The 26,985-nt window shown below is 68.0% G+C and carries 26 protein-coding genes; 11 read left to right on the top strand and 15 right to left on the bottom strand.

Features of this window, described 5'->3' with window-relative positions; genetic code table 11:
• Positions 1 to 15 precede the first annotated feature (15 nt).
• The 3 genes from J5X86_RS02995 to J5X86_RS02990 all read right to left on the bottom strand — a co-directional run bounded on the left by J5X86_RS02995 (position 16) and on the right by J5X86_RS02990 (position 2,308).
• Positions 16 to 1,548, bottom strand: a complete 1,533-nt coding sequence (locus tag J5X86_RS02995) for a LacI family DNA-binding transcriptional regulator (RefSeq protein WP_208515233.1) — start codon at positions 1,546 to 1,548, stop codon at positions 16 to 18.
• A gap of 48 nt (positions 1,549 to 1,596) precedes the next feature.
• A complete protein-coding gene (locus J5X86_RS50365) occupies positions 1,597 to 1,977 on the bottom strand; it encodes a helix-turn-helix domain-containing protein (protein ID WP_308124448.1) in 381 nt (126 codons plus the stop codon).
• Positions 1,978 to 2,050: 73 nt separating this feature from the next.
• Positions 2,051 to 2,308, bottom strand: a complete 258-nt coding sequence (locus J5X86_RS02990) for a helix-turn-helix domain-containing protein (RefSeq protein WP_208515232.1) — start codon at positions 2,306 to 2,308, stop codon at positions 2,051 to 2,053.
• A gap of 485 nt (positions 2,309 to 2,793) precedes the next feature.
• Here J5X86_RS02990 and J5X86_RS02985 point away from each other — a divergent pair, with 485 nt between their 5' ends.
• The 7 genes from J5X86_RS02985 (at position 2,794) to J5X86_RS02955 (ending at position 9,782) form a co-directional block, all read left to right on the top strand.
• Positions 2,794 to 3,714 carry a hypothetical protein gene (locus J5X86_RS02985; RefSeq protein ID WP_208515231.1) on the top strand — a complete coding sequence of 307 codons (921 nt, stop codon included), beginning with the start codon at positions 2,794 to 2,796 and terminating at the stop codon, positions 3,712 to 3,714.
• Positions 3,711 to 4,409: an ATP-binding protein gene (locus J5X86_RS02980; protein ID WP_208515647.1), complete on the top strand. Its 699-nt coding sequence runs from the start codon at positions 3,711 to 3,713 to the stop codon at positions 4,407 to 4,409. The genes J5X86_RS02985 and J5X86_RS02980 overlap by 4 nt, the downstream gene beginning before the upstream one ends.
• A gap of 92 nt (positions 4,410 to 4,501) precedes the next feature.
• Complete coding sequence (locus tag J5X86_RS02975; RefSeq protein ID WP_208515230.1) at positions 4,502 to 5,803, top strand: hypothetical protein; 1,302 nt, start codon at positions 4,502 to 4,504, stop codon at positions 5,801 to 5,803.
• Positions 5,804 to 5,867: 64 nt separating this feature from the next.
• Positions 5,868 to 6,287: a hypothetical protein gene (locus J5X86_RS02970; protein ID WP_208515229.1), complete on the top strand. Its 420-nt coding sequence runs from the start codon at positions 5,868 to 5,870 to the stop codon at positions 6,285 to 6,287.
• 40 nt (positions 6,288 to 6,327) lie between these two features.
• Positions 6,328 to 6,996 (top strand): MobC family plasmid mobilization relaxosome protein, encoded by a 669-nt coding sequence (locus J5X86_RS02965; RefSeq protein WP_308124427.1) that lies wholly within the window; start codon positions 6,328 to 6,330, stop codon positions 6,994 to 6,996.
• Positions 6,997 to 8,715 carry a relaxase/mobilization nuclease domain-containing protein gene (locus J5X86_RS02960; RefSeq protein ID WP_208515228.1) on the top strand — a complete coding sequence of 573 codons (1,719 nt, stop codon included), beginning with the start codon at positions 6,997 to 6,999 and terminating at the stop codon, positions 8,713 to 8,715.
• Between the two features lie 197 nt (positions 8,716 to 8,912).
• Positions 8,913 to 9,782: a plasmid replication/partition related protein gene (locus J5X86_RS02955; RefSeq protein WP_208515227.1), complete on the top strand. Its 870-nt coding sequence runs from the start codon at positions 8,913 to 8,915 to the stop codon at positions 9,780 to 9,782.
• 123 nt (positions 9,783 to 9,905) lie between these two features.
• Here the strand turns inward: J5X86_RS02955 and J5X86_RS02950 are convergent, their stop codons facing one another.
• From J5X86_RS02950 to J5X86_RS02935, 4 genes are all read right to left on the bottom strand, one after another.
• Positions 9,906 to 10,625, bottom strand: a complete 720-nt coding sequence (locus tag J5X86_RS02950; RefSeq protein ID WP_208515226.1) for a hypothetical protein — start codon at positions 10,623 to 10,625, stop codon at positions 9,906 to 9,908.
• Positions 10,626 to 10,717: 92 nt separating this feature from the next.
• Positions 10,718 to 11,020, bottom strand: a complete 303-nt coding sequence (locus tag J5X86_RS50360) for a hypothetical protein (RefSeq protein WP_308124426.1) — start codon at positions 11,018 to 11,020, stop codon at positions 10,718 to 10,720.
• 245 nt (positions 11,021 to 11,265) lie between these two features.
• On the bottom strand, positions 11,266 to 12,057 hold the full coding sequence (locus J5X86_RS02940) for a DUF317 domain-containing protein (RefSeq protein WP_208515225.1): 792 nt from the start codon (positions 12,055 to 12,057) through the stop codon (positions 11,266 to 11,268).
• A gap of 336 nt (positions 12,058 to 12,393) precedes the next feature.
• The gene (locus J5X86_RS02935) at positions 12,394 to 13,593 is read right to left on the bottom strand and encodes a Shedu anti-phage system protein SduA domain-containing protein (RefSeq protein WP_208515224.1); all 1,200 of its coding nucleotides are present in this window, start codon (positions 13,591 to 13,593) and stop codon (positions 12,394 to 12,396) included.
• 343 nt (positions 13,594 to 13,936) lie between these two features.
• On the opposite strand from J5X86_RS02935, the gene J5X86_RS02930 reads away from it, so the two are divergent.
• Positions 13,937 to 14,497 carry a hypothetical protein gene (locus tag J5X86_RS02930; RefSeq protein ID WP_208515223.1) on the top strand — a complete coding sequence of 187 codons (561 nt, stop codon included), beginning with the start codon at positions 13,937 to 13,939 and terminating at the stop codon, positions 14,495 to 14,497.
• 87 nt (positions 14,498 to 14,584) lie between these two features.
• On the opposite strand, the gene J5X86_RS50355 is transcribed toward J5X86_RS02930, so the two are convergent.
• The 7 genes from J5X86_RS50355 to J5X86_RS02895 all read right to left on the bottom strand — a co-directional run bounded on the left by J5X86_RS50355 (position 14,585) and on the right by J5X86_RS02895 (position 21,740).
• Positions 14,585 to 15,127 (bottom strand): hypothetical protein, encoded by a 543-nt coding sequence (locus tag J5X86_RS50355; RefSeq protein WP_243979220.1) that lies wholly within the window; start codon positions 15,125 to 15,127, stop codon positions 14,585 to 14,587.
• A gap of 446 nt (positions 15,128 to 15,573) precedes the next feature.
• Complete coding sequence (locus J5X86_RS02920) at positions 15,574 to 16,596, bottom strand: glycosyltransferase (RefSeq protein ID WP_208515221.1); 1,023 nt, start codon at positions 16,594 to 16,596, stop codon at positions 15,574 to 15,576.
• A gap of 1 nt (position 16,597) precedes the next feature.
• Positions 16,598 to 17,890 (bottom strand): serine--tRNA ligase, encoded by a 1,293-nt coding sequence (gene serS, locus J5X86_RS02915; protein ID WP_208515220.1) that lies wholly within the window; start codon positions 17,888 to 17,890, stop codon positions 16,598 to 16,600.
• A complete protein-coding gene (locus J5X86_RS02910) occupies positions 17,883 to 18,593 on the bottom strand; it encodes a histidine phosphatase family protein (RefSeq protein ID WP_208515219.1) in 711 nt (236 codons plus the stop codon). The genes serS and J5X86_RS02910 overlap by 8 nt, the downstream gene beginning before the upstream one ends.
• On the bottom strand, positions 18,590 to 19,510 hold the full coding sequence (locus tag J5X86_RS02905) for an aminoglycoside phosphotransferase family protein (RefSeq protein ID WP_243979219.1): 921 nt from the start codon (positions 19,508 to 19,510) through the stop codon (positions 18,590 to 18,592). The genes J5X86_RS02910 and J5X86_RS02905 overlap by 4 nt, the downstream gene beginning before the upstream one ends.
• 5 nt (positions 19,511 to 19,515) lie before the next feature.
• The gene (locus J5X86_RS02900; RefSeq protein ID WP_208515217.1) at positions 19,516 to 20,766 is read right to left on the bottom strand and encodes a methionine adenosyltransferase; all 1,251 of its coding nucleotides are present in this window, start codon (positions 20,764 to 20,766) and stop codon (positions 19,516 to 19,518) included.
• 80 nt (positions 20,767 to 20,846) lie between these two features.
• Positions 20,847 to 21,740, bottom strand: a complete 894-nt coding sequence (locus J5X86_RS02895; protein WP_208515216.1) for an aminoglycoside phosphotransferase family protein — start codon at positions 21,738 to 21,740, stop codon at positions 20,847 to 20,849.
• A gap of 215 nt (positions 21,741 to 21,955) precedes the next feature.
• On the opposite strand from J5X86_RS02895, the gene J5X86_RS02890 reads away from it, so the two are divergent.
• The 3 genes from J5X86_RS02890 (at position 21,956) to J5X86_RS02880 (ending at position 25,827) form a co-directional block, all read left to right on the top strand.
• Positions 21,956 to 23,176: a helix-turn-helix domain-containing protein gene (locus tag J5X86_RS02890; RefSeq protein ID WP_208515215.1), complete on the top strand. Its 1,221-nt coding sequence runs from the start codon at positions 21,956 to 21,958 to the stop codon at positions 23,174 to 23,176.
• Positions 23,177 to 23,186: 10 nt separating this feature from the next.
• A complete protein-coding gene (locus J5X86_RS02885; RefSeq protein ID WP_308124425.1) occupies positions 23,187 to 23,669 on the top strand; it encodes an NUDIX hydrolase in 483 nt (160 codons plus the stop codon).
• Between the two features lie 685 nt (positions 23,670 to 24,354).
• Positions 24,355 to 25,827: a DNA phosphorothioation-associated putative methyltransferase gene (locus J5X86_RS02880; RefSeq protein WP_208515214.1), complete on the top strand. Its 1,473-nt coding sequence runs from the start codon at positions 24,355 to 24,357 to the stop codon at positions 25,825 to 25,827.
• On the opposite strand, the gene dndA is transcribed toward J5X86_RS02880, so the two are convergent.
• Entirely contained in the window at positions 25,817 to 26,956 is a 1,140-nt protein-coding gene (dndA, locus tag J5X86_RS02875) for a cysteine desulfurase DndA (protein ID WP_208515213.1), read from the bottom strand. The two genes, J5X86_RS02880 and dndA, sit on opposite strands and share 11 nt — an antisense overlap.
• Between the last annotated feature and the right edge of the window lie 29 nt (positions 26,957 to 26,985).

Here is a 26,985-nt window from a genome sequence, read left to right as displayed (position 1 = left end):
GGCGCGTGTCGCGCATCAAGCATGCGCCGTCAGACTACGAGCCTGCTTGCGTGTGTGCAGGAGATCGTTAAGGACGCGCACAGGGGACGCCAGATGTATGGCGAGCCGGGCATCGAGGGCCGTCTCCCACTGCTCGGTCAGGCCGAGCATGAGGCGCTTGCGCATGCCCGGTGTGACGTGGGCGTAGCGCGCCGAGACCGAGCCATCGATGTGGCCCATGCGTTGGTCCATGAGGACCTTCGCGGTGCCGAGGTCCTCCATCACGGTCCGGTGGGTGTGTCGTAGGCCATGGGGCGTGAGGCCCTTGGCGATCGGGAGCCAGCAGGCGTCGGCCCGGTCGCTGGCACCGCGTCCCCGCGCCGGGACACCGGGCCACGGCTCGCCGAGGACCGGCACGGGGCGGGCCTCCTGCGGCGCCTTCTTCGGGTACCAGCCCGAGGCTGCTGGAGTGAACAGCCACGTCCCAAAGCCGTTTCGGCGCCAGTGGGCAGCATGCTCCGACACCACGCCGCCCCGCACGAACCCCAAGTCCGCGATCGCCTGCTCCACCCTCACCCGCTTGGCTTCGGTGACGCGGTCGGGGTGATTGAGGACGTTGGACACCGTGCCGGTGGAGACTTCGGCACGGCGTGCGACGTCGACGAGCTTCGCGCCCTGGTGGCCGCCAGTGCGAGCTGTGCCCTGCCCGCGGAAGACGTACGTCTTACCGTGGCACGGGCAAGGCGTCGGCTTCGTACGGGCGACGTGGTTGGCAACCAGGGCCGACAGCCAGCCCATCGCGTCGATGTTGCGGTAGCTGTCGTCCTTGGGTGGACAGCGCACGAGCTCGCCCGTGTCGAGTTCGTACAGCTGCCACTCGACACGAACGGAGCTAGGGCGGACAAATTCCGTCTCCAGGCCGACGATTTCACCCCAGCGCATGCCGGTGTAGCCCTTGAGGACGACGGCGACGAACTCGTCGTCGCGGCCGGAGAGGAGGGCAGCTCGTTCGGCGGTCAACAGGATGCCGAGCGGGTCGGTGACGACCTTCTCCGGGCCGCGGTCTCGGGAGCGGCCGGCGCGCTTGCCGCGCCCGCGCCGCCTCGCGGCCGGATTCGACGTGATCAGGCCCTCGTCGATCGCGTCCTCGAAGATCAGGTGGAGCGTCGAGCGCCAGGTCTTGACGCTGGAGGCCGCGTAGACGGCTTTCTCCTTCTTCTCCCACAGGTCGACGTCCGTGCGCAGGATGCCGGCGAGCGCCTTGCCCTCGAAGTCGGGGAGCAGGTGCTCCTCAATGTGGCGCTTGTAGTTCTGCATGGTCGAGGCGGCAAGGTCCTGGGCCTCGTACCAGCGGTTCGCGTACTCGCCGAAGGTCTCCTGGCCGAGTGCCGGGTCGCGCCAGTCGCCGCGCCGGTACTTGTTCTCGGCCTCGCTCGCGGCGCGCTGGGCCTCGCCCTTGGTGGCGAACCGGATCGCTTTGCCGGTGTCGTCGACGACCGTGAGGTGTTTACCAGGCGCGGTCTTGTACCGGCCGCGCCAGTAGTTTCCGCGCTTCTCCGCGAAACCCAACTTCCGTCTTCCTCCCGTGCTCTCGGCTTGTGACTGGGCGCGGGCGCGCTACGCGACGGTCTCGTACTGGGTACGGCGCGGCGGTCGAGCCCGCAGACGCCCTGGCGTCGAGGCCGTAGTCGGCTCAGGAGACCGCGCGGCACGAGTTCGTACCGCGGGAGGACTTGTCACTGCCCGACTCGCCGGCGCGCTGCTGACGGATCGCTTCGGGCGCTCTTCGTGGAGGCGGACGATCTCGGCGAGGTGCGCGGCGGTGAAGCGGTAGGCGCGGCCGACGCGGGTGTGCGGGATGAGTCCGCGTCGGGCCCGGTCCTTGACCCACCAGGCGGAGCAGCCGAGGGCTTCGGCGATTTCTTCGGGGCGGTAGAGACGGGGCAAGGGGGCTCCGCCCTCGGTGCCGGGGAGGCGTCGTACGAGGGCAGGGGGTATGTCGGAGTGGTGCAAGAAGGGCGGGTCCTTACTGGGTGGGGCGTGCTCGGTCAGCGGTGCTGAGCGGCCCTCGTCATATGGCGGTCGGCCCCTGCAGCAGCACGAGAGGCGAGACCAGGAGGGCTTCGGCGATCGCGACGAGGTCGTCGGCATCGCATCGGCGTTGGGCGCGTTCGATGCGGGACAGCATGGTGTTGGACATCGGGCGGCAGAAGGCGGTCACGCGGCCGGCCAACTGGCGTTGTGACAGGCCGCGTTCGGTTCGGAGCATTTCGATGGTGCGGGCCGCCTGCATTCCTGCGGGTCCGACTTCCAATGAGCGTGGGGGCATGACTCCAATTGAAAGGTCCATTCGCCGGTTTGGGTAACCGGCGATCGTGGTCTATGTTGCGCTCCGCGTCGTTCGCCGAGATGCGGTTCCCGGAGGTCGGGAAGGGGCACGGAAAGGTGCATCGTTCATGGCTCTGACGTGGGGTGTTGTGTTGTAGCTTCCCCGTCGGCGGCTCGTCAACGGCTTGCCGATGTGATGCTTCTGGCTCTGCAGTCCGGGCAACTATTTGGTCAACAGCGGATCGTGCCTTACGGTTTTGCTCCCGCCCGCTACCGAGCCCCATTTCTCGCGGCCTTTCTGCCGTGAGAGATTGCGCCGGATAGGGCTGGACTTGCGCAACTGGGGTGTGGCTATGTTGACGACACCCCCGGAAACGCATCGCATCCCGGCGCGCGTCCGCGCCAATACCCCCCTCGAATCCCGCCCCGACCAACGGTGAGCCTTGATGTCCACGCACAGGCCACCGAGTGAGGACCACCCCGCTCTTGGCACGAATCCGCACCATCAAGCCCGAAGCCTTCGTCTCCGAGTCCCTGGCCGCCGTCTCGCTGACCGCCGAGCGCACCTTCCTCGGCCTGCTCACCCAGGCCGACGACCAAGGCCGCCACCGCGACCACGCCGCGATCATCACCGGGCAGCTGTGGGTGCTGCGCCCGGAGCACACTCCGTCCGATGTCGAGACGGACCTCGCCCAGCTCTCCGACGCCGGGCTGATCTGCCGTTACAAGGGCCCGGATCACAAGCGGTACCTGCATGTCGTGACCTGGCATCAGCATCAGAAGATCAACCGGCCCAGCAAGAGCCGCCTCCCGGGCTGCCCGGTTCATGACGCTTCGGTCACTGACGCGACTGCCGTAGAAGCCGGTGTCACGGAGTCTTCCCGGACGCCTCACGCAGTCCTCCCTGAGGGCTCCGGCGAGGTCCGTGAGTCCGCGCTGAATCCGGGGCCCGATGGCGAAGTCGCAGATCAGGAGCGCTTCACGGAGTCCTCCGTGAGGGATCAGGGAGCGCTCAGTGAGGCAGCAGTGACGTCTCACCGTCCGGATCTAGGACCTAGGACCGTGGATCTAGGAGATATCCCTTCGGGGGGCGCGAGCGCCCACGCGCCCGACACCGTCTCGGCCAGTCAGCTCCTTGGCGAGTACGTCGCCGCGTGCAACCACCGTCCGCCAGATGCCTTCCTGAACCATCTCGGCGGACAGGTGCGCAGGCTGCTCGACGAGGGCATCTCCCCCACCCACCTCCGGGCCGCCCTCGAACGCCATCGGGCCAAGGGCCTGTCCCCGGGCGTCCTGCCCAGCCTCGTCCACGAGGTCATGAACGCCGCATCCCCCGCCAAACCCACCGTCCACAGGGCGTGGGCAAACCCCACCGACGTCGTCGCAGCCTACGGAGATGAGCTCTGACCGCCACCCTCACCCGCGCACCCCAGCTCGTCGGCCCGCTCGCCGACCGACTCAACGCAATCCTCGCCAACCGCGGCATCGACCCCACCGCCGCTGCCGCCCACGAGCCGGCTCCCGAGTCCGTCACCGCCCTGGAACTCGCCGACGCCCGCATCCCCGCCCGCTACCGCCGCGCCCTGGCCAACCACCCACAGATCACCGCCTGGTCCGACCACATCGCCCGCGCCGGACGCCCCGGCCCGAGCGGACCCGGCATCGCCGAAGGCCCGTCGCTGCTGATCGCCGGCCCCACCGGCACCGGCAAGACCCACCAGGCATACGGCGCCGTCCGCGCCCTCCTCACCCGAGGCGTCCGCCTGCGCTGGGAAGCCACCACCTCCGCCGACCTCCACGCACGGCTCCGCCCCCGCGCCGGCCACGACGGCGAACGGGAACTGCAGACGCTCGCCCGCTGCCCGCTGCTGCTCCTGGACGACCTCGGCGCGGCCAAGACCAGCGCATGGACCGAGGAGCTCACCTACCGGCTGATCATCCACCGGTACGAGCACATGCTCCCCACCCTCATCACCACCAACCTCCCCACCGCCGAGCTGCGCACCGCGCTCGGAGACCGCGTCGCCTCCCGCCTCGCCGAGATGACCGAACGAGTCATCCTCACCGGCCCCGACCGACGCCGCACCGCGCCCGCCGCCTGACGGCAGCCCGCGTCTCCCCCTTCCCACCCTCACCTCACCCCGCCCGCGCGCAGGCATGCCCTCAGCCGCGCGAGTCCTTGGAGAGCCCCTGTATGACGTCCGGCAACACTGTCCCCACAAGCGCCGAAGAGACTCCGACAGCATCCGTGGCCCACTGGATCACCTCGCCCACGGCAGTCGCACTCCTGCTCGTCGCCCTCGCCTTGGTCGCAACATGGCGGTGGCAGCGCTCCCGGAAGCGCGACAACGGGCAGCGGCGTGACACCGCCGCCATCCCGGTGGCCGCTGTCGCCGCGATCGGCTGCACCGCCTACAACGCGGACACCAGCTGGCGCTTCGCCGCCGACTACCTCGACATGGGCAGCATCGTCGAGCGCGCCTTCATGTTCGCCATCGCTGAACTGGCCTTGTTCGCAATGGCCTTGATGGCACGCCAGAACCTGAAGGGTCCCAGGCAGGCGCCGGGACCGCCTGGCGTCCTGGTATGGGTGATCACCGGAGGCCAGATCATCCCCGCCTACGCCGAGTCCGGTCCCGTCGGTGGCACGGTCCGCGCCCTGATCGGCCCGGTCATGGCCGCAGTCCTCTGGCACCTGGCCATGGGAATCGAGCTACGCAACCACGCCCCCGAGGCCGCCTCACGCAGCCTGCTCGCGATCCTCGGCCGACAGGCACGCGAGCGACTCCTGGCGCGCCTGGGCATCCACGACCAGGACGCCGATGCCGCACGACTCATCCGCGAGCGCGCCCTGAGCCGGGCCGTCACGTTGATCCTCCGCATCGAAGCGATGCCCGAGACGAAGCGCAACAAGGGGCGTGGCCGGCGTGCGACTCGGCGCCTGCATGAAGCGCTGGAGAGGGCCGACGTCGACGGTGATCTTCGCCAGGACGAGCTGCTGCTGCGGAAGCTCGGGACCCGACAGCAGGCCACACGGTTGGCCTCGCTCCCACTGCCCGATCGGTGGGAGACGCCCGGAGACCGAGTCAGCCAGCCCAACACTGCAGCGGCGAAGCGGGCAAGGCCCGAGCGCCCGGAGGCCGTACCGAATCCGGGCGACGACGGCGTACACCGGTCGGACCGCCCGGAATCCATCGTCCGCCCTCGATCCGCTACTGATGCAGGCTCGGAGGTGAGTACGGGCAGAGACACGGGTGCCGAGCCTGGCGAGAAGCCGGAGCCGAAGCGCCCAGGGCGCAAGCCCGACCTGCCGCGGGATGCCCTCATCGCGTACGCGGAGCGCATCTACCGCGAGACGGGTCGCCTCTCGCGTGACTCCCTCAAGGCAGCCGTCCGTGCCGACGGCCACCAGATCGGCACCGACCTTGCCCAGAGCATCGTCAACGCGGTCAAGGCCGAGCACCAGGACCCCGCCCGTACGGGCCATCCCCACTGAACGCTCCCCCCGCACCTCTAACCACCCATCGCTGAAAGGCCCGCCTGCCATGCCCCGTTCGACCGTGTCCGCCTGGACCTGCATCGACGACGCCTGCCCGATCTGCACCGCTCCGGAACGCGACGAGATGAGCCTGCTGCGTTGCGCCATCCTCACCCTGCTCGAACACGGCCGATGGATGGCCGGCGACGACATCCCCCTGCCCGACATCCTGTCCGCCGGCGGCGACTACCTGAACCGTCTCAGGGGCGCGACCGATGACGGGATCCCGGTGCCCACCACCGAGCACTGGGCCTGGCTCGAGGCCGAGCTGCGCCTGGTTGTCGCCCGCGCCGCCGGACTGAATGCCGTTAGCACCCTCGACCCGCGCATCGACGACGTCCTGACCACCGCCGCCCGCCTCCCGGAGCGGCGTCAGGTGGATCTGCTCGACCTCGCCGCCGAGCAGTTCGCCGAGCTCAACACCCAACCGCGCGCCGCCTGAACCCACCACCCCCGCAACCCCGACACAAGGACATCTCGTCGTGCGCGACCAGTACCCCGAACTCCCCATCCCCCAGAAGCAGATGGTCACCACTCCCGTCACACGCGCAGCAAGCAATAGCGATGGACCGTCCACAGGCCGGTCCATCGCGGACACCTCCGCCCCGGGGGTGGCGGTGGAGCTGCTCCGGCGCGAGGGCGCGCCGGAGCAGGAGGGCGTGGGGCACGTCGTCGTCGAAGAACAGTCATCGTCTGCCGTCGCGCGTGCAGCCGATGAAGCCGCGCTCTATCGAGCCGCGCACCGCCGCACGGCCAGCAGCGAAGGCCGTCGCGAAGAGCGTGTGGATGCCCGCTACAGCGTCGATGAGAAGGCGCGGATCCTTACCAAGGCAAAGTCGTTGGAGATCACCGGCGCGCATCTGGTCGGCGCGGTCGTGATGGCCTTCGTCAACGGCGAGGAGCACCTGCCCGACCAGCGCACCGTGTACGACGACGCGATCGACGAGCTGGCGGCTATGCGGGCGCAGATCGCCCGGATCGGCAACAACGTCAATCAGATCGCCCGCCGCCTCAATACGGACGGCGATCCACACCCAGTGGACGCCGCGATCCTTCACCGGGCGGAGCGTCTGCTCGCCACCGCCCACGAGACGGTCCGGGGGCTCGACGATGCCGCCTTCCGGGCAGCCGGGCAGAAGTGGGCGGCCTGAGTGATCGCGAACATCGTCAAGCCGGGCAACAACACCTACGGCGTCCTGAAATACCTCTTCGAACAGGGCCGCTCCAACGAGCACACCGACCAGCACATCGTCGCCTCCTGGGACGACTTCATCCCCGATCCCGGGCCGTGGGACAGCCCCGGCCACAAGCAGCGGCTCGGCCAGGTCGCCAAGGCGCTGGATCTGCGGGTCAGGCAGGCCGGCGACAAGGCACCCGAGGGGCATGTGTGGCACTGCTCTCTCCGCGCCGCACCCGAGGACCGCATCCTCACCGACGCCGAGTGGGCCACCGTCGCCCGCCGCATGGTCCATGCGACCGGCATCGCACCCGAGGATGATCCGGACGGCTGCCGGTGGGTTGCCGTCCGCCACGCGGACGACCACATCCACATCGTCGCCACCAAAGTCCGCGGCGATCTGCGCCCTCCGCGGAACTGGAACGACTACCACCGCGCCATGACGGAACTCACCAGAGTCGAGAAGGACTTCGGCCTCACCCAGGTTCCGCGCGGCCCCGAAGCCGCCGCCGGCAGTCCGGCGGCGAAGCGCCCCACCCGCGCCGAGCAGGAGAAGGCCAAACGGCTGGGCCATCACAAGACGGCGCGCGAGCAGCTGCGGGACACCGTGCGTACCGCGCTGTCCCACGCGAAGGACCTGGACGAGTTCTTCAATCTGCTCGCCGATGCCGGCCTTCAGGTCGAAACGCGCACTCTGCCCTCTGGCGACCTCGGCGGCTACAAGGTCGCCCTGCCGGACGACGGCACGCCCATCTGGTTCTCCGGCTCCAGCCTCGCCACCGACCTGTCCCTCCCCCAGATCCGACAACGCCTTGCCGCTGCCGAGGCACAACCCACCGCAGCCTCATCAGCTCGCCAGCACCGCTCCAGCCCGTGGCACGTGGCCACTGCTGCCGCAGAACGCATCCCCCACCACCTCGACCACACCAACGACAGCGCTGCCCAAGCACACCTGACCGCCTTCAGTGAAGCCCTCTACGTCTTGCCCGCCCACGCTCCTGTCCACCTCAAGGCCGAACTCCATCGCGCCGCAGTCGCCTTCGAGCACACCGCCCACACCCGTGCCCGCGCCGACCACCAGCACGCCCGCGCCCTGCGTGGCGCTCTGAAAGCCATGCGCTACCAGCCCGCGGACCACACCGGCCTTGCCATGCTCCTGGACGCCGCCATCCTCGTCGTCCTCGCAGCCCAGCGCCGCAGGGCGCTGGGCCACCACGACCGGCAGGTAGCCGCCGCCCGGCAAACGCTCATCCATCTCCAAACCGCCTACGACCAGCTCGCCCCCACCAGCCTCGCCGTACTCGCCAGGCGCCGCCCTTCCGACGGCACCGTCCGCCGGTACGCCCGCACTCTGCACGAGGTCCTGCCCTCCCACTCCGGACAGATCCTCACCGAGGCTGCCTGGCCCGCACTCACCGCCGCCCTCGCCACCGCCGAAGCCGCTGGCCACAACCCAGCAACCGTCCTCCAACAGGCAGCCCAGCAACGTTCCTTGAGCGACGCCAAATCGGCATCCGAAGTTCTCGTCTGGCGCATCCAACGCCTCGGCGACCGGCACGCCCCCGGCCCAGGTGCACGAGCCGCGCAAGCCCGGAGCCCCCGCATCCCCCACCTCCTGTCCACAGCGCAGGCCAGCGCCGCGACACCCCCCACATCCACACCGCCGCCGTCCCACACTCACCGGACGCGGTGAGCACCAGCCCCGGTACAGCGGCCGAGCACGCCTCGCACTCACTGCCGAGAGCCGCCGAAAGCCCCGATTACAACCGATCAACGACAGCCCTGCCCTCCGGTCTGACAACGCCGTAGGACATCTGCGGCGCCCCCACCGGCACCCCACCCGACAAGGAGCACATCATCCAGACCCACCCCACCGCCGACATGTTCCCGATGCTCAGCACCGACGAGCTCCACGACTTGGCCGAGTCCATCAAAACCGAGGGCCAGCACGAAGCCATTGTCCTGACCGCCGACGGCGTCCTCCTCGACGGCCGCAACCGTCTGGCCGCCTGCGAGATCGCCGGCGTCGAGCCGCGCTTCGCCACCTACACCGGCAGCGACCCCAAGGGGCTGGTCCTCGCCCACAACCTGCGCCGCCGGCACATCAGCAAAGGCCAGCAAGCCATGATCGTCGCGATGGCCCGTTCCTTTTCGGAACACTCCCTGCGCCACCACGCCAAGCTCCACAGCGTCAGCCTGACCCGCCTCTCCAACGCGGCCACGGTCCTCAAGCACCACCCCCACCTCGCCGAACAGGTCCGCGTCGGCAACCTCAGCCTCGATGCCGCCTACAGCACCGTCCGCGAACTCCAGGCCCGCGCCGCCGAGATCCAGGCCCAGCACGACCGCCTGCGCGAGCACGCCTCCGACCTCGCCGAACAAGTCACCGAGGGCCTGCTCACCCTCGACGACGCCATTGCGGCACTCGACCAGCGCCAACACGAAGAACAGCTCCGGCAGTCCGTGCACCACACGGACGCTCTCCGCCGCGCCGACGGCGACCCCGCCCCGCCCCTGGCCCAGCTCGTTGAGCGGGGAGACATCACCTGGGAGCAGCCTCACGAGCGCGCCGAACAGTTCCGCGTCCACCGGCAGAACGCCATCCAGCAAGCACAGCAGGCTCTCCGGGTGATCGCCGAAAACTGGGCCGCTGTCCAAGACCTCGCTGCCCGACCCGACACCCCCTACCAGCGGGACATCCTCGACGGCCTCACACCCGAAGCCCGCTCCCTCGTCCAGAACCTGACCACCCTGGCCTGACACGACGGCGCCCCTGGAGACCGGCCTTATCGGCTCCGGCCTCCAGGGGCACACGGTGCGGTACGGGAACCGGCCTTGACCTTGGCGCCTGTGGCGCCGCCCATGCCTGCCGATCCCGCCTCATCACCCCGTAGACCTGCCCGCTGCGGCCTTGGCGACCGCCTTGCGCAACTGGGCGTCGACCAGGCTGGGGCTACCGGAGATCACGACAACTACCGTCCCGGTGCGGACGGCCGTCTGCTTCATGACGCTACCGCGCCCGCCATCGGTGAAGGTGAGCAGCAGGCTCCAACATTCTTCCCCCAGCCGGGTCGCAGGCACCTTCTGGGTCGTGACACTAATGGCGGTGCTGCCGACAACCAGCTGGTAGCTGGAGCAGGAGGTCATCGCCTCGAAGATCCGGCCCACACCGCCGGAAAGCTCGGCCACGGTGCCGCTGTACAAACCCTCGGACATTTCCGAGCCGGTGCCGCTCGCGTAGGTGAAGGAGACCTTCGCCCTGCGCGGGAAGTCGAGGCCGCCGCCGGCCGCTGCCTCGCCACCGAGCGTCTCCAGCGCCGGGCAGCCGTTCTGTGGGGGTCCCGCGGGTGCGGTGAACTGTTGCACTGGGCGCTGTGGAGTGCGTGTGTAGCCCTCCCCCAAATCGCTCTCGTCCAGGAGCCGCTTGGCCAGTGCGGCCGAGGACAGCGGAGCGGACGCCGGGGCGCTCTCGCCATCCGAGCGCACCGAGACGGTTGCCGAGGATGTCGGGTCGATGGAATCAGCACCGTCGGTCGAACAGCCCGTCAGGGCAAGGACAGCGAGGGAATTGAAGCTGAGGACGGTCGTGGTGCGAAGGCGCATGCGAACCCCTTGGTGGTCTGCGAAGCGGACGGGTTGACCAGGCCGGTCCTCCGGGCGCCGGCAGTGCGAAGGAGTCGAGGGGTTCCGGGGGTTCAGTGGCCGAGGTGGCGCAGGCCCTCTTCAAGGGTGGGATGGAACCGGTCGACGGGACCGGAGTGGCGGTTGTACCAAGCCGCGTCCAGACCCAGCTCCTTCGTCTCGTGACCGGCCCGGCAGCGCAGCCACACCGAGTCGTCGCGCAGGCAGAACACGATCCAGTCCCGGTACGCGCCGCACCCGGGGCAGGTACGGACCTCGCCATCGATGACGAGCGGCTGCTGCCAGCGCATCATCAGGCCGGCCACTTCCTGCCGGGACGGCACCCGCAACTCCAGCGGCAGGAAGTCACCCTCCACCGATTCCTCCACAGCCGGAGCCGGTGCGGTCCGCTCAGGGACGTCGGGCCACGGCTGCGTGGCCTGTAGCTGCATGAACCGCGGATAGCCCGCACGCTGGGCTTCACGGAATACACGGTCCTCGCGAGCGCGTCGAAAGAACAAGATCTCTTCCTCTCTGTTATCCGGCGGGCACAGGAATGTGCCTCCGCTCGGGGAGATCGGCGACGAGCCGCACAACAGCGGCTCCTCGGGAGCAGGCGTCGTCAGCTGCGGCGGACGACGGTGAGCCGGCCCTCGGCGCTCTCGGGCACGGTGCGGCGGGGCACTGGGACCGGTGAGGCGAGCGAGGCGGCGAACGCGGCCACGAGGTCGTGGGGGACGCTCGCGCTGAAGCTGGCGCACCACAAGTACGGTTCACCGAGAACGGGTTCCGCCCACGCCTGCCAGCCCACCAGGTCAGGGCGCGGATCAGCGTCCTGGACGAGCGGCGGCACCAGCTCCAGAGAGACGCTCGCGGAGAGCCCGGGATCCATGGCGGCGGTATGAGGCCGATCCACGTCCCGGAGCCAGCTACGGGCACCGAGCGCGTCAAGGACGGCCTCGGGCCCCGCGAAGCCGACGTCGGGCGTCGTACGAGTGTCGATCGCCACGAGGAGATCGGCCAGCGCCTCGTACGGAACGCCGGTGGTGAAGTACGCGTTCCACTCCGCCATCACGGACGTGGCCTGCGGGCGGACGCTCAACTGCCAGACCACCGGCAGTCCGCCCAGCTCGAACGGGTAAGCCGCGAGAATCCATTCGGCGCCGCACAGGCCGTCCGGACTCACGTACAGCAGGGTGTTGCGGGAGGTCGGCCACATGCGCCAGCCGAGGCCAACCAGGATGTCGCCGATCCGCTCGGCGAGCGCACCGTCATCACCGGCAAAATGGCGCGGGGTGACCCAGTACACCGGGTCCGGCGACTCGGGATGGGAAGGTTCGCTGGGGTGGTGCGGGTGCAGGGGCGCCTCCGTGGGCTCGGGGTGGTTTTCCAGCAGAGCGTTGTACGTTGACATGGCTTGCCGCCGCGCACCAGTCCCTCAGGGAGCCTTTCCTGTCTGACCCCGGCGAACTGTTGTCCGTTGCCATCGAATCCAGTTCGGTGAAGGTTCCCGACCTGCGCGGACTTGGTTGGTTGGGCAAGACCGGTTGTGCCGCTGCACGGTGGATCGAGCCCAGTGATCTCGCGGAGTGGAGAGCGTCGTCGATCTGGCCATGGGAATTGCCAGTGGCGCCGACAGGGATGAGACGGGCCGGTCATGTTTCCCGCCCCTGCATATCCATACGTGGGTGGCGGTAGCTTGCGCCCCTGCTTGGATGATGGAAGGGCCCGAGGGTGTCCGCGGGCGACGTCACCAGTCCAGGTCGAGGTCTCCGGTTTCCTCGTCGAGCAGGCCCCGGGCCATAGAGTCGGCGCGGCGGGCGGCGCGTAGGAGCCAGTCATACGTCCGGACCTCGATCCGGTCATTGGCGGACCGGCGATCCCGGATCTCGCGGGCTCTGTCCGTCCCGTCCTCCCGTCCCATAATGATGAGTCCGCGTGCGTCCATGGTGATGCCTGGGAGCTTTTCCCTGGCGGCCAGGAGATTGGTCTTCAGCCACTCTCGCCAGTCCTGGATCTGTTCGATGGCATGGCGCAGTGTGGGAGATTCGCGTCGGTTTCCAGCGTTGGTGATCCGCGCTGTGGGGCATTCGAGTTCGACGAGGTGCCAGCGCATCCCTGCCGAGGTCTCACTGGCGATGAGGAAGTCCGAAACGTACTGGTCGCCCAGACGAACCTGCGGTCGGACCCATACCCCGTGGTTGCCCGTGATCATGTTGGCAAGGAGTGCTGGGTGGTTCTCCAGAACAACCTGCATCGGCCGTTCTTCGGTGGCGCTGTCCAGGGCCTCTTGGAGAGCTCGACAGTCCGCCAGCGAGGAGCGACGTGGGACCTTCCAGTTATCGAGCAGCGCGAGCTCTCGTTTGGTGACACGCTCAGGGTACTGGTCCTCGGCGGCGACCTCCTCACGAGCCCTGGTGAGAAGTTCACCATGGTCGGCGTCGCTGACCTTCGCGACGCGCTTGACGGTGTGGGGCCACGCTCTTCTGCCGAGACCACCGCGGAAGTTCAGCTGGCCGCTGAGGCTGATCGAGCTGATCTGCCCGTACCGGTCCTCCTCGGGCTTTCTTCTCCTCACGGTGATCGCGATATCACCCACCTCGGGGCGTAGGCGTTCGAGGTGGTGGACCGTTCGCCGTGCCCAGGCGACTTCGAGCCACGCGTCCAGAAGATCCCGGCTGCCTATCTCTTCGAGGACTGGGACGTGCAGGTTCGTCTCAGTTGCAACGCGGGCGAGGTAGTCGTACTCCGGCTCGTCGATCGGCGGGTGCTCTCGCAGGCGCAGCGGTTTTGCAAGGTGAGCGCGGAGCAGGGCGGCAGCGACCGGGGTGGGTGTGCCCGGCGCCAGGGGAAACTTCAACTCGTCGGCGATGGCATGCTGCTCTGCAGTCGGTCCGGCGTACAGATGGCCAAGCGCATCCGCGACCAGCTGCCAATTGGTCTCAGTCACCGATGTTGTCCTTCGTGCCGAACGGTTGGGCCTGGTCTTGTTCGTCGCGCCCCACGAGTGCTCACGCTGCACGACTAGGTTCACTGTCATACACAGCCGAAGCGGCTGGGTTCGCTGTCAGACGCCCGAATGGGTGACAGGGGGCAACTGTCCCTCGACAGCAAAGTCAGTCGTGTGCAATGCGCTGATCTCGGGTCACCTGGGTTGGATGGTCAACGGGAGGCCGATCTGCCCATCTGAAGCCGGTGGTGGCCGGAGACCATGACGACGTCGGCAGGGACTTTGCGGATCGCTCGCGGGTGCCGGACGGCGATGCCGCTGGCGCCGGGTAGCCTCCCGAAGCATGCCAATACCCCTGCACGTCCTGGCACTGCACGCGATCAAGGACGTCGTCACTGTCACCACCGGTGAGCTTGAGTGGTCATGTTCCGACCCGCTCGACCCGGATGCCCGTGCGCAACTGCCCTGGGGGCCAGGCGTGTACGTATGGTCGTCGCGGCTGACCCACCAGGTGCTATACATCGGGAAGGCGTCGGGGAAGAACGGCCTGCGCAGTCGGCTCGGCGCGCAGGAGCTGCGCTGGGTGCGCGAGGGCCACGAGGCGGTCGAAGCCGGGGCAGACGAGGCATATATGGCGGACCACTGGGAGTCGTTCAACCGTGTGATGGTCGCCCGTGACGCCGTGGTGTGGTGGGCTCCGACCGCGGATGCAGCGGCAGCCCGGCAGTGGGAGCGCAACCTGCTTCAACGGGCGATACGGGGGACCACCACGGTGCCGATCGTCAACGGCGGTGCTTGGTGGAACCGTTCCGCGTTCTGGGCCGCTGCCAGTTCCTGGGCGCAAGCGGCCGCAGGCCGGGCCGCCGCGCGCCGCAGAGCCGACGACCTGGCACAGGCGGGCTGATCACGGTCGCGCTCTCTCGACGACGGCCGAGTTCGCTGTCATATGCCTCGCTTGGATGACAGGAGACGCGAACCGACGCAGGGTGCCCTAGAGGCGCATCTCTTCCTCGATTGCACGGGCGATCTCAGGCCACGGTGCCCGCAGCGCGCCCACGAGCGACCAGTAGCCGTACATGTCCCGGACCAGAGCCCCGACGCCAAGACGTGCGGCATCTCGGTCGATGGCGCCGATGACACGCCGGGTGATTCCTCCTGCGCCTCGGGCAGTTGGGGTGATCCCGTGTCCGAGGAGGAGCGTGGCCGTGCGGATGGCATCCAGCGTGGTCGGCGGCGCAGTCCCGGCGAAGCTTCCGTAGATCAGTTGGTGCCAGCGCTCCTGGGTGCGAGCCCATGCCAGGCGTTCCAGTCCGCTGCCCAGGTCTACGGCTATCCGGCCTGGGTGTTCGGTGTTCCACAGGAGGACGATGTCGCCGAGGGCGCGGTCCAGATGGCGGAAGCGCAGCGTGATCCCCTCCACCTGACGCCGACGCCACGAAGTCAGGTCGCCGTTGATGCTCAGGTGCCGTGCGTGGAAGCCGAGTTGGGAAAGGACTGTCAGCCAGCCATCGAGAATGGCGCCGTACTCGTCCAAGCTGCCTATGGGTTGGACCCGGGATACGTTGACGAAGGAGGTCAGGAAGCCGTCCTTCAGGTGGCCGGTGGCGTCGCGCTGGCCTGTGAAGCGGACGACTGGCTGGGGAAGGAACCCTTCTCGGTGCGTGCGGAGTTGGCCTTCTTTGAGAAGTGGGTCAAGGGCCTGGACCGCGGAGATGGTCAGTTCGGTCTCCCGCCCCCAGCGGAGGGGAAGGCAGGCATCGCGTGGGGCCCCAACTCGCGCGAAGCCAGTCTCCAGGGAGGCGAGCAGCTCCCTCCATGAGGGCGGTCTGCGCGGTGGCCTGTAGGGGGTACCGCGGTTCGAGTGGCGGACCTGGATGTGACGGCCGTCGGCCGTGAACTCCCAGTGGGGGCCTAACGCAGCACGCAGAACGACGGGTATCTGCTGGGCCAAGTCTTCCCCGAGCACGCGGTTCGCGCGGGTCAGCACGGTCGCGTCGCCATTGTCTGGAAGTGGCGGACCGGGTCGAAGCGCTGCATCCCGATGGCCTGGACCCGGCGGTGATCGAGGTCTTCCGCTTGCTGGATCGAGTCGGAGAGCCTTCGCGCCGCCGTCTCATCGTCCTCCAGCGGGTCGACGACGGCGACCCCACCGGTCTCGTTGCACAGGGCCGCCTGGGCGCATGTCCCTTCCCGCCAGGTGAGAGCAGCCATGGGCGTGCCAGCACGGAGGGATTCACCGAAGACAGCGGCACCGGCCTCCACGTACCCACGCGCGTACGTGTAGACGAAGACCGACGCCTGGGCGATCGCGGCCGTCTTGGCGGTGCCACCGAGCTCCCCGACCCACTCCACGTGTTCGGCGCCGAAGAGGTCCTCGTGGCGGCGCACATATTCCTTGTCGAAGACCGGACCAACGATTCGGATCCGGCGGCCAAGGATCTGTGCCGCCCGCACGGCGATGTGAGGGACCTTGTCCTCGTCGATCCGCCCGAGCCAGACGAGGTCGGTACCAGCGGTGGCGGGAGGCTCCTCCTCGCGGAGGCCGAGGTGAACGGCGAGTTCGGGGATCGGTCGGTGGTCGGCGTAGCGCTCGGTCATCTCGGGCGAGTAGCAGTAGAGCCGCGACCGCAGGCCGTCGAAGGCGGTGTCGGTGTGTTGGAAGACCGGCGAGTGCTGGAACGTGGCGACGTCGCAGTCCAGCTCGCTCGACGTGCGGGTCCAAGCCGGAAGCGACGGGTACTCGTGGCCCACGATCAGGAGGTCGTAGCCGCTGTCGCGCAGCTCGCGCTCGGCGAGCGTTCCGGGTGTGATGTCCTCCAGGCGAACCGGCTTGCGGACCCAGTCGTTCTCCAGGTCCGTGAGCCAGCCCGGCCCGAGGAGGTGTACGTCGGCGCCTGCGGCTCGGGCACCTACGGCGACCGCCCACAGCCATCGTTCGATCCCGCCGTAGCCGGCGGGTGGAAAGGCGTAGCTACCAGGGAAGTCGCAGACGCCGACGAGCACGTTATGCCTCCGGTGTTCCGTCCGCCGAGATCCGGCGGAAGCCGAGGTACGGGACGAGCGATTCGGGCAGGAAGATGGAGCCGTCCTGCTGCTGGCACTGCTCAAGGAGAGCGGCCAGGGTGCGGCCGACGGGGAGGCCGGAGCCGTTGAGGGTGGCGACGAGCTTGGGCTTGCCGTCCTCGCCTCGGGTCCGGATGTTGGCCCGGCGGGCCTGGAAGGTGCCGAAGTTGGAGACCGAGGAGATCTCGCGGTACGTGTTCTGGCTCGGGATCCAGACCTCGATGTCGTACGTGAGCTGGGCGGAGAAGCCCGTGTCGCCGGCGGCCAGCTTGACGACGCGGTAGGCGAGGCCGAGTTCCTTCAGGCATGCCTCGGCGTGGCCGACCATGGTCTCCAGCGTGGTGTCCGCGTCCGCCGGGTCGACCATCTGGACGATCTCGACCTTGGCGAACTGATGCTGACGGATCAGCCCCCGGGTGTCGCGGCCGTACGAGCCCGCTTCGGACCGGAAGCACGGCGTGTGGGCGGTGAGCGCCAGCGGCAGCTCGGCCGGCGGGATGATCTCGTCCGCGTAGAGGTTAGTCAGCGGCACCTCGGCCGTCGGGATCAGGAACAGCTCGCGGTCGGCGACGCCGGTCTTGAACAGGTCCTCCTCGAACTTCGGCAGCTGCCCCGTGCCGGTCATCGTCTTGCGGGTGACCAGGTACGGGACCGCGTGCTCGACGTACCCGTGCCGACGGGTGTGCAGGTCGAGGAAGAGTGTGGCCAGGGCACGCTCCAGCGCTGCTCCGGCGCCGCGCGAGACCGCGAAGCGCGGGCCGGACAGCTTCGTCGCCCGGGCGAAGTCGAGGATGCCGATGGCCTCGCCGAGGTCGACGTGGTCCTTCGGCTCGAAGGGGAAGGCCGGCGGAGTGCCGACCCGCCGTACCTCGACCGCGAAGTCCTCAGAGTCGCCGTCCGGGGCTGCGTCGTCCGGCAGGTTCGGGATGCTGAGGAGGAGATCGCGGAGCTGTTCCTCGATCTGCACCTGCCCGGCCTCGATGTCCCGGATCTGGTCCTTCAGCTCGCGGGCGCGCTCCTTCAGCTTGGAGATGTCGCCGCCCTGCTTGGCCGTCTGCTGGACCTCACTTGCCACCCGCTTGGACTCAGCCCGCAGCTCGTCAGCCGAGCGGATGTTCTGGTTGCGCCGAGACTGGAGGGACTCCAGCTCGGACAGGTCCAGAGAGTAACCGCGACGAGCGAGCCGACGAACCGCTTCGGCACCCATTTCGATTAGGGCGCGGGCATCATGCATGAGGAAGATCCTTTTGATCCGGCTGGTGGGATACGGAATCGACCGTAGCAACCGCCGAGCCCTCACCGATCCGGAATATGTCCGCGCCACCGCGGTCAGCACGACCTCCGGGAACGTCCCTGTCGAGATCACTCATCAGCGCCGTGATCCAGTCCGGCAGCTCGTCGTCAGGTATGGCGATCGGCTCGACGTACGGCGCCTCCGGGAAGAAGAGCGGCATGGGCTCCTTCGGAGATCGGTTCTGATGCCAGAGGAGCACGGAGGCCAAAAGGCCGTGGCCTACGAGAACGCGGGGTCCGGGTCGCTTCAGGGTGGCGAGCAATCCGGTGAGCATCCTCCGGATGCCGGCGCGCTGGGACTCGGTGCCACCCGCAGGCCGCTCGTTCGGACCCTGGCCGTCAAGCCAGACCGCGTACTCCAGGAACGGGCGGCCCTCGAACTCTCCGTAGTCGAGTTCATTCAGGCGAGGGTCGATGACCAGTTCCGCCGCCGGCACGCCCATCAGCAGAGAAGCCGTCTGCTGGGCACGCGGGAACTCGCTGGTCAGCCACGTCCGCACGGTGTGGAGGGGGAGGGTGGACCAGCCCAGGCTCAGCGATTGTCGACCCTCCTCGGCCAGGTGGATGGGTTGGGACGGGTCGCCGTTGACGAGGTACCGCTTGCTGTAGTTCGTCTGGCCGTGGCGGAGAACGTAGGTGGTCACGAGCCCCTCCTCGGGGTCGATGCGGAAAGGCCGGCGAGCACTTCCGCCATCTGCGGTGCTCTCGGGTCCCCGGCCTCCAGGTAGTAGAGGAGTCCGTCGAGGGCCAGCGCTCTGCACCACGGCGCGAGTACGGGAATGGGGATCCGCGAGATCCGGGCGGCAGCGGCCAGCCGCCCGTCGGTCCCGTGCCCAAGGTTGTAGTAGACGGTCCAGAAGGCCCAGTCGAATGCCGCGTCGCCCAGCATGGGCAGCGGATCGAGTAGGCGAGGGTGCCCCAGCCAGTCGAATGGCACGTTCTCCCGATACAAGTCCGCGTGCAGGACAGTCGTGCTGCCTCGGTCTTCCTGCAGTCCTGCGAGCGCCGGGAGCGCGGCGTCGACGAGGAGATGCCATGCGTCGAGGTCGAGCGTCTCCATCCGTCGCCGGATCCGCGGCAGCATCTCCGTGCCGAGGTGGTCGGTGAGCAGCGGGAAGCTGTTCGGTCGCCTTCGGCGCTGGCCGAGGGTGTGCAGCCCCTGAAGGGCAGCCGCCACCATCTGAACCTCGCGCTCTGGCCGCTCGGCGCCACCAGGGCGCCCTCCCACCAGCTCCAGGGCGGCCACCGCTAGGTCGTCAGCGGCCTCGATGACGTCCGCCGTCGGCCCGCCGGCCCACAGCCGCAGTGCACTCACTTCGTGGCGATACCGGGTGGGGTCGGTCCATGCCTTGAGGAGTAGCGGACGCCCGTCGAGGGCGGTCGCTGTCGCGATCACCGAGGCGTGTCCGGCGTCGTGATAGTCGCCGAGGGACAACTTCCAGCATTCGGCGGCCTGTTCCAGCAGGGCCGGTGCTGCGTCCAGCCACGCCTGGGCTTCCGGCCCGTAGTGCGCAAGTAGCCGCTGTCGGCACCCTGCGGGAACCTCTCCGAGCGTCCGCATCACCATCAGCTCAGCACGATCCCGTCGGAAACCAGCTCGTCCGTCAGGGCCAGGAACTCGCCGAGCGCCTCGGTGACCAGGGCCTGCACCTTGTCCACCTCGACGTCGGGAGAGGAAAGGCGGACGAGGACGCGCCAGGGCTGGTCGAGTCGCTGCCCAGTCGTGCTCACCAGGTGAACCTCGGCGTGCCCCTCGGTCGCCTCGTGGAGCCGGTTGGCGAGTCGCTGCGCGGCGACGTTGTACAGCTTGCCGACGTGGTAGACGGGGTTCTTGCCGTTGGCGCCCTCCAGGTTCATCGGCCGCAGCGGTGTGATCAGCCCGTTGACCCGGTTGCCTCGCCCAACGAGGCCTTCGTCTCCCGACTCGATCGAGCTGCCGGTGTACGTCAGGTACAGCTCGTCCTTCTCCGGAACGTCGCGGGCATTCAGCCGGAAGCGCGCCTCCGCTCCGGGCAGCCGGAGGGCGGCCAGGCGGTGGCACTCGGCGAGGACGGTCTCCGCGTTGCAGACGTACGCCGCCCGGCTCGCGACGTGGCGCGACTTCTGGGGGACGCACAACACGATGTCGGCCTGAGCGCCGTCCCAGTAACCCATGAGTTTGACGTCCGAGCCGCACCAGGCGTGGGCGAGCGTGAACTCGCTCTTCCCGGAGAAGTGGTCCACCAGTTCCCGTACGAACGACTCGAAGGGGTTCTCCGGCGCCCAGCCGGTACCGAGAGACGTGTCGTTGGAGAGCCGTACCCGCCGCTCGCGGAGATCCTCGACGGAGCGCGGGTTGAACCAGCGAGTGCGGTCGGGCACCCCGTCGCCGGTGAGGACAGCACCCGGGCTCGAATTGCTGGTGATGTTGAAGACGATGTTGAGGTGAGCCGAGACCTCGGGCAGTCGCTCGGCGAAGAACGCCCGGACCTCGGCCTCCACTATGTCCTCGACCGGGATCCGCTCGCCGCCGCACAACGGCGCGGCCCTCCCATTCACCAGGACCCGCACCGGCGACGTCATCCGGCCGGCGCCGTACCGCACCTCGCTGGCTCCACCGAGGAGGGCGAGTTTGTCGAAGTTGTGGTGCAGTACAGCGCCGAAGTGCTGAACGGTGTATCGGCTGTAGGCGCGGGACAACCGCTCGGCGAGATGGTCGGCCAGGGTGTCCGGATGGCCGAGGCCCTTGCGTTCCACGATGGTCGTCGCGTCCGGCTGGGCCATGCCGGTGTCGATGACGATGTGGCTGTTGTCGATGGTCGTGCTCGTACGAGGCATCACGAACTCCGGTTCAGGGGTGGGTAGAAGGGGATGAGCGCAGGCGTCAGCACGCCTGGACGAGCGGTGGAGCGGAGGATTCAGCGAGGGACGCCGGCAGCGCGGAGGAGCGCGACCGACTGAGCAAGCGACCGGGACGCGGAGGCAGCCTGTTCCTCGGCAGCGAGTCGATAGACGTCGTGGGCGGTGATGAGGTCGATGTCCCGCGTCCGACGGCGATCGAGCCAGAGGAGGAGGCGCCAGGCCAGGACCGGCCCGCTGAACGGCAACCGGGTCAGGAGATCGACCGGGATACGTCCGGGCGGCATGCCCCCGTACAGCAGGTCGCGTACGAGGTGGAACACCACGTCGGTGTAGTCGAGTACGGCCGGTCCGCAGGCGCTCGCCTCCCAGTCGACGACGTGCAGGCGCTCACCGTCGATGAGGAGGTGCTCGGGCTTGAGATCACCATGCAGGCGAACGACCGGATGGGAGTCGATCGGTTGGAGGGCCTCACTCAGCACCGCCCACCAGGGCAGCGACCGGCAGCGAGGAGAGAACTGATCGAGCAGGAACTGGCGCGAGGAAACGACACTTGATTGCCGTGCTTCCCAGCCGGAGCCGGGAGTGGCGCCAGCGATTGGCCGGTGCAGCCTGCCGCTCACAGCCACGACGTGACCGATGTACTCCTCAATCGCTGAGTGCGTGCTTACCGAGCACGGCGACCCATCCACCGTCCGGAATGCCGTCCAAGACCCGGGCTCATCGTTTCCCGTGGCCAGGACGGCCGGGACCGAGATACCCCACAGGGCAGCGCGCTCGACCGTCGCGACCTCACGCTGGCGACGACCTTCGGGGTCGATGCCCACGTAGATCTTCAGCAAGGCACTGCCGTCCGTGGCGAATCGCGTTCTGGAGTACGGCTTGAGAGCTGCCCGGCCGAACGGGCCGAGACCCTGCTTGGTCCACGGCTCCGCCGTCTTCGTGCTGCGCACCCTCCACACCTCCAGTCCGTATCAGCGAGCCGTGCCCTGCTCCCATCTGAGAAGCAGGACCGATCACCAAAGCCAGCCGAGGCGAAGGGAGTTGACCACATTGCCCCGCGGCCTTTTCGATCTACTGCGACAGTAGGTACGGCACCCCGCAGCACCCCGGAAAATCCTTCCGGGGTCGATTCCGGCCACGAGGTGATGCTCAGGACATGCGAGGGATGACAGAGAACCTGACCATCGGCGAGCGCGTCGCCTGGTACCGGCGCCGGCGCGGCCTCTCCCAAGAAGTCCTGGCCGGCCTTGTCGGACGGACCACGGACTGGCTGAGCAAAGCGGAGAACAATCGGATCGAGCTCGACCGGCTCTCGGTGATCACCTCACTCGCCGAGGCCCTCGACGTCTCCCTCGGAGACCTGCTCGCCGAACCGACCCTCATGGAGTGGTCGAACGACAGCGGCCGCCGCACGGTCCCCGCCCTGCGCGAAGCCCTCATGGACTACAAGCAGCTCACGCCGCTGCTGGGGCCTCCGCCTGATGACAAACCGCCCGCCTTGAAGGACCTTCGGGCCAACGTGAAGGAGATCCTCGACGCCTATCAGGCGTCCCGCTACGGCTTCGCCACGCGACGCCTTCCCCTCGTACTGGCCGATGCCCTCGCCGCATCCCGCGCGCACTCGGGGCGTAAGCGGGAGGAGGCTCATGCCCTGCTCGCCCTCACCTACCAAGGCGCGGCCATGGTGCTGGGCAAGGTCGGGGAGTCGGAGCTGGCATGGATCGCCGCCGACCGCGGCCTGGCGGCCGCGCAGCACAGCGGCCAGAGCGCGGTAACGGGCTCGCTCTTCCGGGCGGTCACACACTGCCTGTTGGCCACCGGGCGCTTCACCCCGGCGGTCCAGCTGGTGAACGATGCGGCGGCCGTGATGCAGCCCGGCTTGGGCACCGCGAACGACGAATACCTCTCGGCCTACGGCACTCTCTTCCTCGCCGGTGCCATGGCGACCGCCCGAGCGGAGGATCGGGCGACGACGCAAACCTTCCTTCGAGAAGCTGACGAAGCCGCACAGCGGTTGGGCACCGATGCCAACCACCTGTGGACGGCCTTCGGCCCGACGAACGTGGCCATCCATTGCGTCGCCACCGCCGGAGAGCTCGGAGACATTCAAATAGCCGCGGACCTCGGACAACGCATCGACACCAGCGGCTTGCCGGTGGAACGCCGTGTGAGGCACAACCTGGAAGTCGCCCGAGCACTCAGCGCCTGGAACCGGACCGACGAAGCCCTGGCCACCCTGCTGGACGCCGAACAGGCTGCCCCCGAGCAGGTGCGCCACCACTACCTGAGCCGGGAACTGGTCATCGGCTGGATTCGAGGTACCCGAGGCCGCCCATCCCAGCCGGTGGCAGACCTGGCACGCAGGCTCGGCGTCGTCGGCAGTTAGAGTCCGTCCCGTGAGCGAGAACGAGCACGAAGCGAAGATGGCCCACCCGCGCATGGCAGCCGGCGCACTCTTCTTCGACGACGCCGACCGAGTCCTGCTCGTCGAACCCTCGTACAAGGACTACCGCGACATCCCCGGCGGATACGTCGAGCATGGGGAGTCTCCCCGACAAGCCTGCGTGCGCGAAGTCCACGAAGAGCTGGGTATCAAGCCCCACATCGGCCGCCTGCTCGTCGTGGACTGGGCGCCGAATCCGGGAGAGGGAGACAAGGTCCTCTACCTCTTCGACGGTGGCCGTCTCAGCGCGGACCAGCGCCAGCAGATCGCGCTGCAAGCGGACGAGCTCCGCAGCTACGACTTTCACCACGCTGAGCAACTGCCAGAGCTCACTATCCCCCGCCTGGTACGCCGGATCACCGCCGGGATCCAGGCCCGCGCAGCCGGCCTGACATCCTACCTGGAACACGGGGTGTCGCCAGAAACAGGGGCTTGACCAGGGGCCGCTTGGCCTCAGCCCGCGCGACGGCCTTGGGTAGCGAAGGTTCACTGGCACCCTGTCGGCGTCGATCGAATTCCAGCGATGGGCGGGGCAGTGCACCAGAGACGGCATCCCCTCGCGTCACCGACGTGCGGATACTGACCGCCATGACTTCGCATCCGCTGGAAGAGATCGAGAGCGCTGCTCAGTTCATCACGGCCCTAGCTAGACATCGCGACGGTTCCTGGTGCCCACGCCCAGGCAGCCAGCCATGCTGCGGCCAACCTCTGCTCAGGCACTGGCTCGGGGCTCTTGGTGGCGCCGACTCAGCTGCAGAAGCTGATCGCCGAGGCAATCGAGATCGGGTACGCGACTGCCCTGAGTGATCTACGCGAAGGCAACTTCAACGGCGACCAACAGGAATGGCGGCCTGATCCTTTCCAGTAGTAGGGCGAGGCGGGGTGGGGCGACGCGGACAATGGAGTCCCCAGCGCCTCCACCCGCGTCCATCCACGGTGCCATAGGCCATGTGCCGCCTGGTCATCATCCCTGAGCGGCCAGGCAAGAGCCGCTTGAGGCCGACGGGCATCAACGTTGTGCCATGGCGCAGCTTCGAAGAATGCTGCAAAGTCGCCGCCGACCCCTGTGCGTGGCCAATACGCTGGAACTCGTACGTGGGGCCGCATGATGGTGGGGCGGAATGGCGGGACCGTGGGGAAGCGATCGGCGGCTAACAGCGATCGGGCGTGCTGGTCTGTCTGCCCCCGCCCGGCAGGCAGTGATCGATGGTCAGATCCAGCCGGGTCTCCGTGTCTTCGACTATGGCTGCGGTCGAGGCGATGACGTCCGGAGTCTTCGGCACATGCAGGTGGACGCCGAGGGCTGGGACCCGTACTACTTCCCGGATGGCGCGCAGGTCCCGTCCGATGCCGTTCTGCTCACCTACGTGCTCAACGTTATTGAGGATCCCGAGGAGCGCCGCGCAACGCTGTTGCGCGCCTGGGAACTCGCCCGGTCCGTCCTGGTGGTGTCAGCGCGGCTGACGTGGGAACGGAACAAGGTCCGTGGCGAGGGGTATGCGGACGGGGTGCTCACGAGCCGACAGACTTTCCAGCACCTGTTTGGAACGGGAGAGCTGCGGGACTTTGTACAGGAGGCGACAGGAGTTCGGTGCGTTTCCGCTGCCCCGGGAGTTGTCTACGCCTTCCGAGCGGAAATGACGCGCATCGCTTTCCTAGCCCGTAGGGTCGTCCCCGATGCGGAGTGGCTGAAGTCCGATGACACTACGTCTGCCATCGCCGCGGTCGTTGCGTTCACCGAGCAACGCGGACGCCTCCCTCGTATCGAAGAGATGCCGGAGCACTTGGCGAAGCTCCTCGGCCACTTACGAGCGCCTGACCTCCAACGCTTGGTGCGCCGCTCCGCTGCCCCGGAGAAGATCGCGGCCGGCGCTAACCGCACCACGCTGAACATACTGTTGTTCCTCGCCGTCGAGTTGTTCAACGGGCGGGGCCCCTTCGGCAGCCTGCCGCTGTCGGTACAGCTCGACATCCGAGCCTGCTTCTCCTCTTACATGGAGGCGTGCAAGCGGGCTGATCGCCTCCTGCTGAAGCTCCGCGACGACGCCTACGTGCGGGGAGCCATGCGGGCATCGAAGGTTGGCAAGCTCACTCCGACTGCCCTGTACGTGCATCGCCGGTCGGCGGAACAGATCCCGACGGTGCTGCGCCTGTACGAGCACTGCGCGGCGATCGCGGCAGGCCGTCCGCCTGACTGGACGCTGGTGAAGCTCTGCCATCAGGGGCGAGCGGTGAGCTGGCTGGACTACCCTCAGTTCGACATCGACCCGCACCCGAAGCTCTCCGCCTCCTATTCGGTGGAGATGAAGGGGCTGGACACCACGTACACCTCATACGCCGAGTCCGCGAACCGTCCCTTGCTGCACCGCAAGCACGAGTTCTTGGCGCCGGATGATCCTGACGTAGCCAAGTACCGGCGGCTCACCGAGGCAGAGGTGCGCGCGGGCCTGTACGAGCAGCCGCACCTCATCGGGACCGAGAAGGGGTGGGAAGCTGAACTGGAACGGTGCGGACGCCAACTGCGCGGGCACCGCTTGGTGCGTCGCGTTGCGGGGAACGAGGCGGCGCCTGAGTATCCGACTCTCAGTCCATGAGCGAGGTGACCGTGGCTGCGATGCCCGCAGCGTCGAGGTCGTCCACTTGGGAGGAGGGGAACCAGGATAGGCGCAGCCCATTGGATGCGACCTTTTCCGGCAGCCCCATTGCGCGCAGGACGTGGCTGGGCGTGTAGGAGGCGCTCGTGCAAGCCGAGCCGGTGGAGACGGCAGCGAGATCCTGAATGTTGACGATGATGGCCTCTGCGTCGACTCCTTCGAAGGACACGTTGAGGATGTGCGGCACGGTGTGCTCGGGATCGCCGTTGAGGTGATAAGGCGTTGTGGAAAACGCACCGAGCAACTGCTCGCGGATCTTGTGCGCCCCGACGAGCCACTTCTCGTGCCCTGTCCGGAAGATTTCCTCCGCTTTGGCCAGCCCAATCACCAGGGGAACGGGCAGCGTGCCGGGACGTAGCTTGCGTTCTTGGCCGCCTCCGAACATGAGCGGCTGGAGGGGCACCGCCTTGCGACCGCGCCCCCGGACCAGGAGAGCCCCGATGCCTTTGGGTGCCCCAATTTTGTGGCCGCTGATGCTGACCATGTCGATCGGCGCGGTCAGGTCTGCGGGTAGCTTCGCAAATCCCTGTGCGGCGTCCACATGCAGGTAGGTACCGGTACCATGGAGCAACTGGGCAAGCTCGACAACAGGTTGGATTACGCCTGTCTCGTTGTTGACGTGCATGAGCGACACCAGCAGTGTGTCTGGGCGCAGGCGTTCCTCAATGGCGTCGAGGCTGACGCGACCAAAGTGGTTCGGCTTCAGGAAGTCGACTTCGAAGCCTCGGCTCTGTAGATGCTCCAAGGGTTCGAGTACTGCCTTGTGCTCGATCGCCGAGGCGATGATGTGGCGACGCCCCGTCGCCTCCCCGTGGGCAGCCAATCCCAGGATGGCGATGTTGTTGCTCTCCGTCGCACCGCTGGTGAAGATCAATTCATCTGCGGTGGCGCCGAGTTGGGCAGCGAGTTGCTCGCGTGACCGCTGCACGGCTTTCTTGGCTCGCGTGCCGTACTCGTGTGTGCGGCTGCCGGCGTTCCCGAAGTCCTCCGTCATCCAGTGAAGGACGACGTCGGCGACGCGAGGGTCGACGCGTGTCGTGGCAGCTGCGTCCAGGTACGTGACCGGCATCAGGTTCCTCTCGCAACGTATGACGTACA

This window comes from Streptomyces sp. NEAU-YJ-81, assembly GCF_017592595.1.
GTDB classification, from domain to species: domain Bacteria; phylum Actinomycetota; class Actinomycetes; order Streptomycetales; family Streptomycetaceae; genus Streptomyces; species Streptomyces hygroscopicus_B.
Note: the sequence above shows the minus strand (reverse complement) of the source record. Positions and strands in the feature narration are given on the sequence as shown.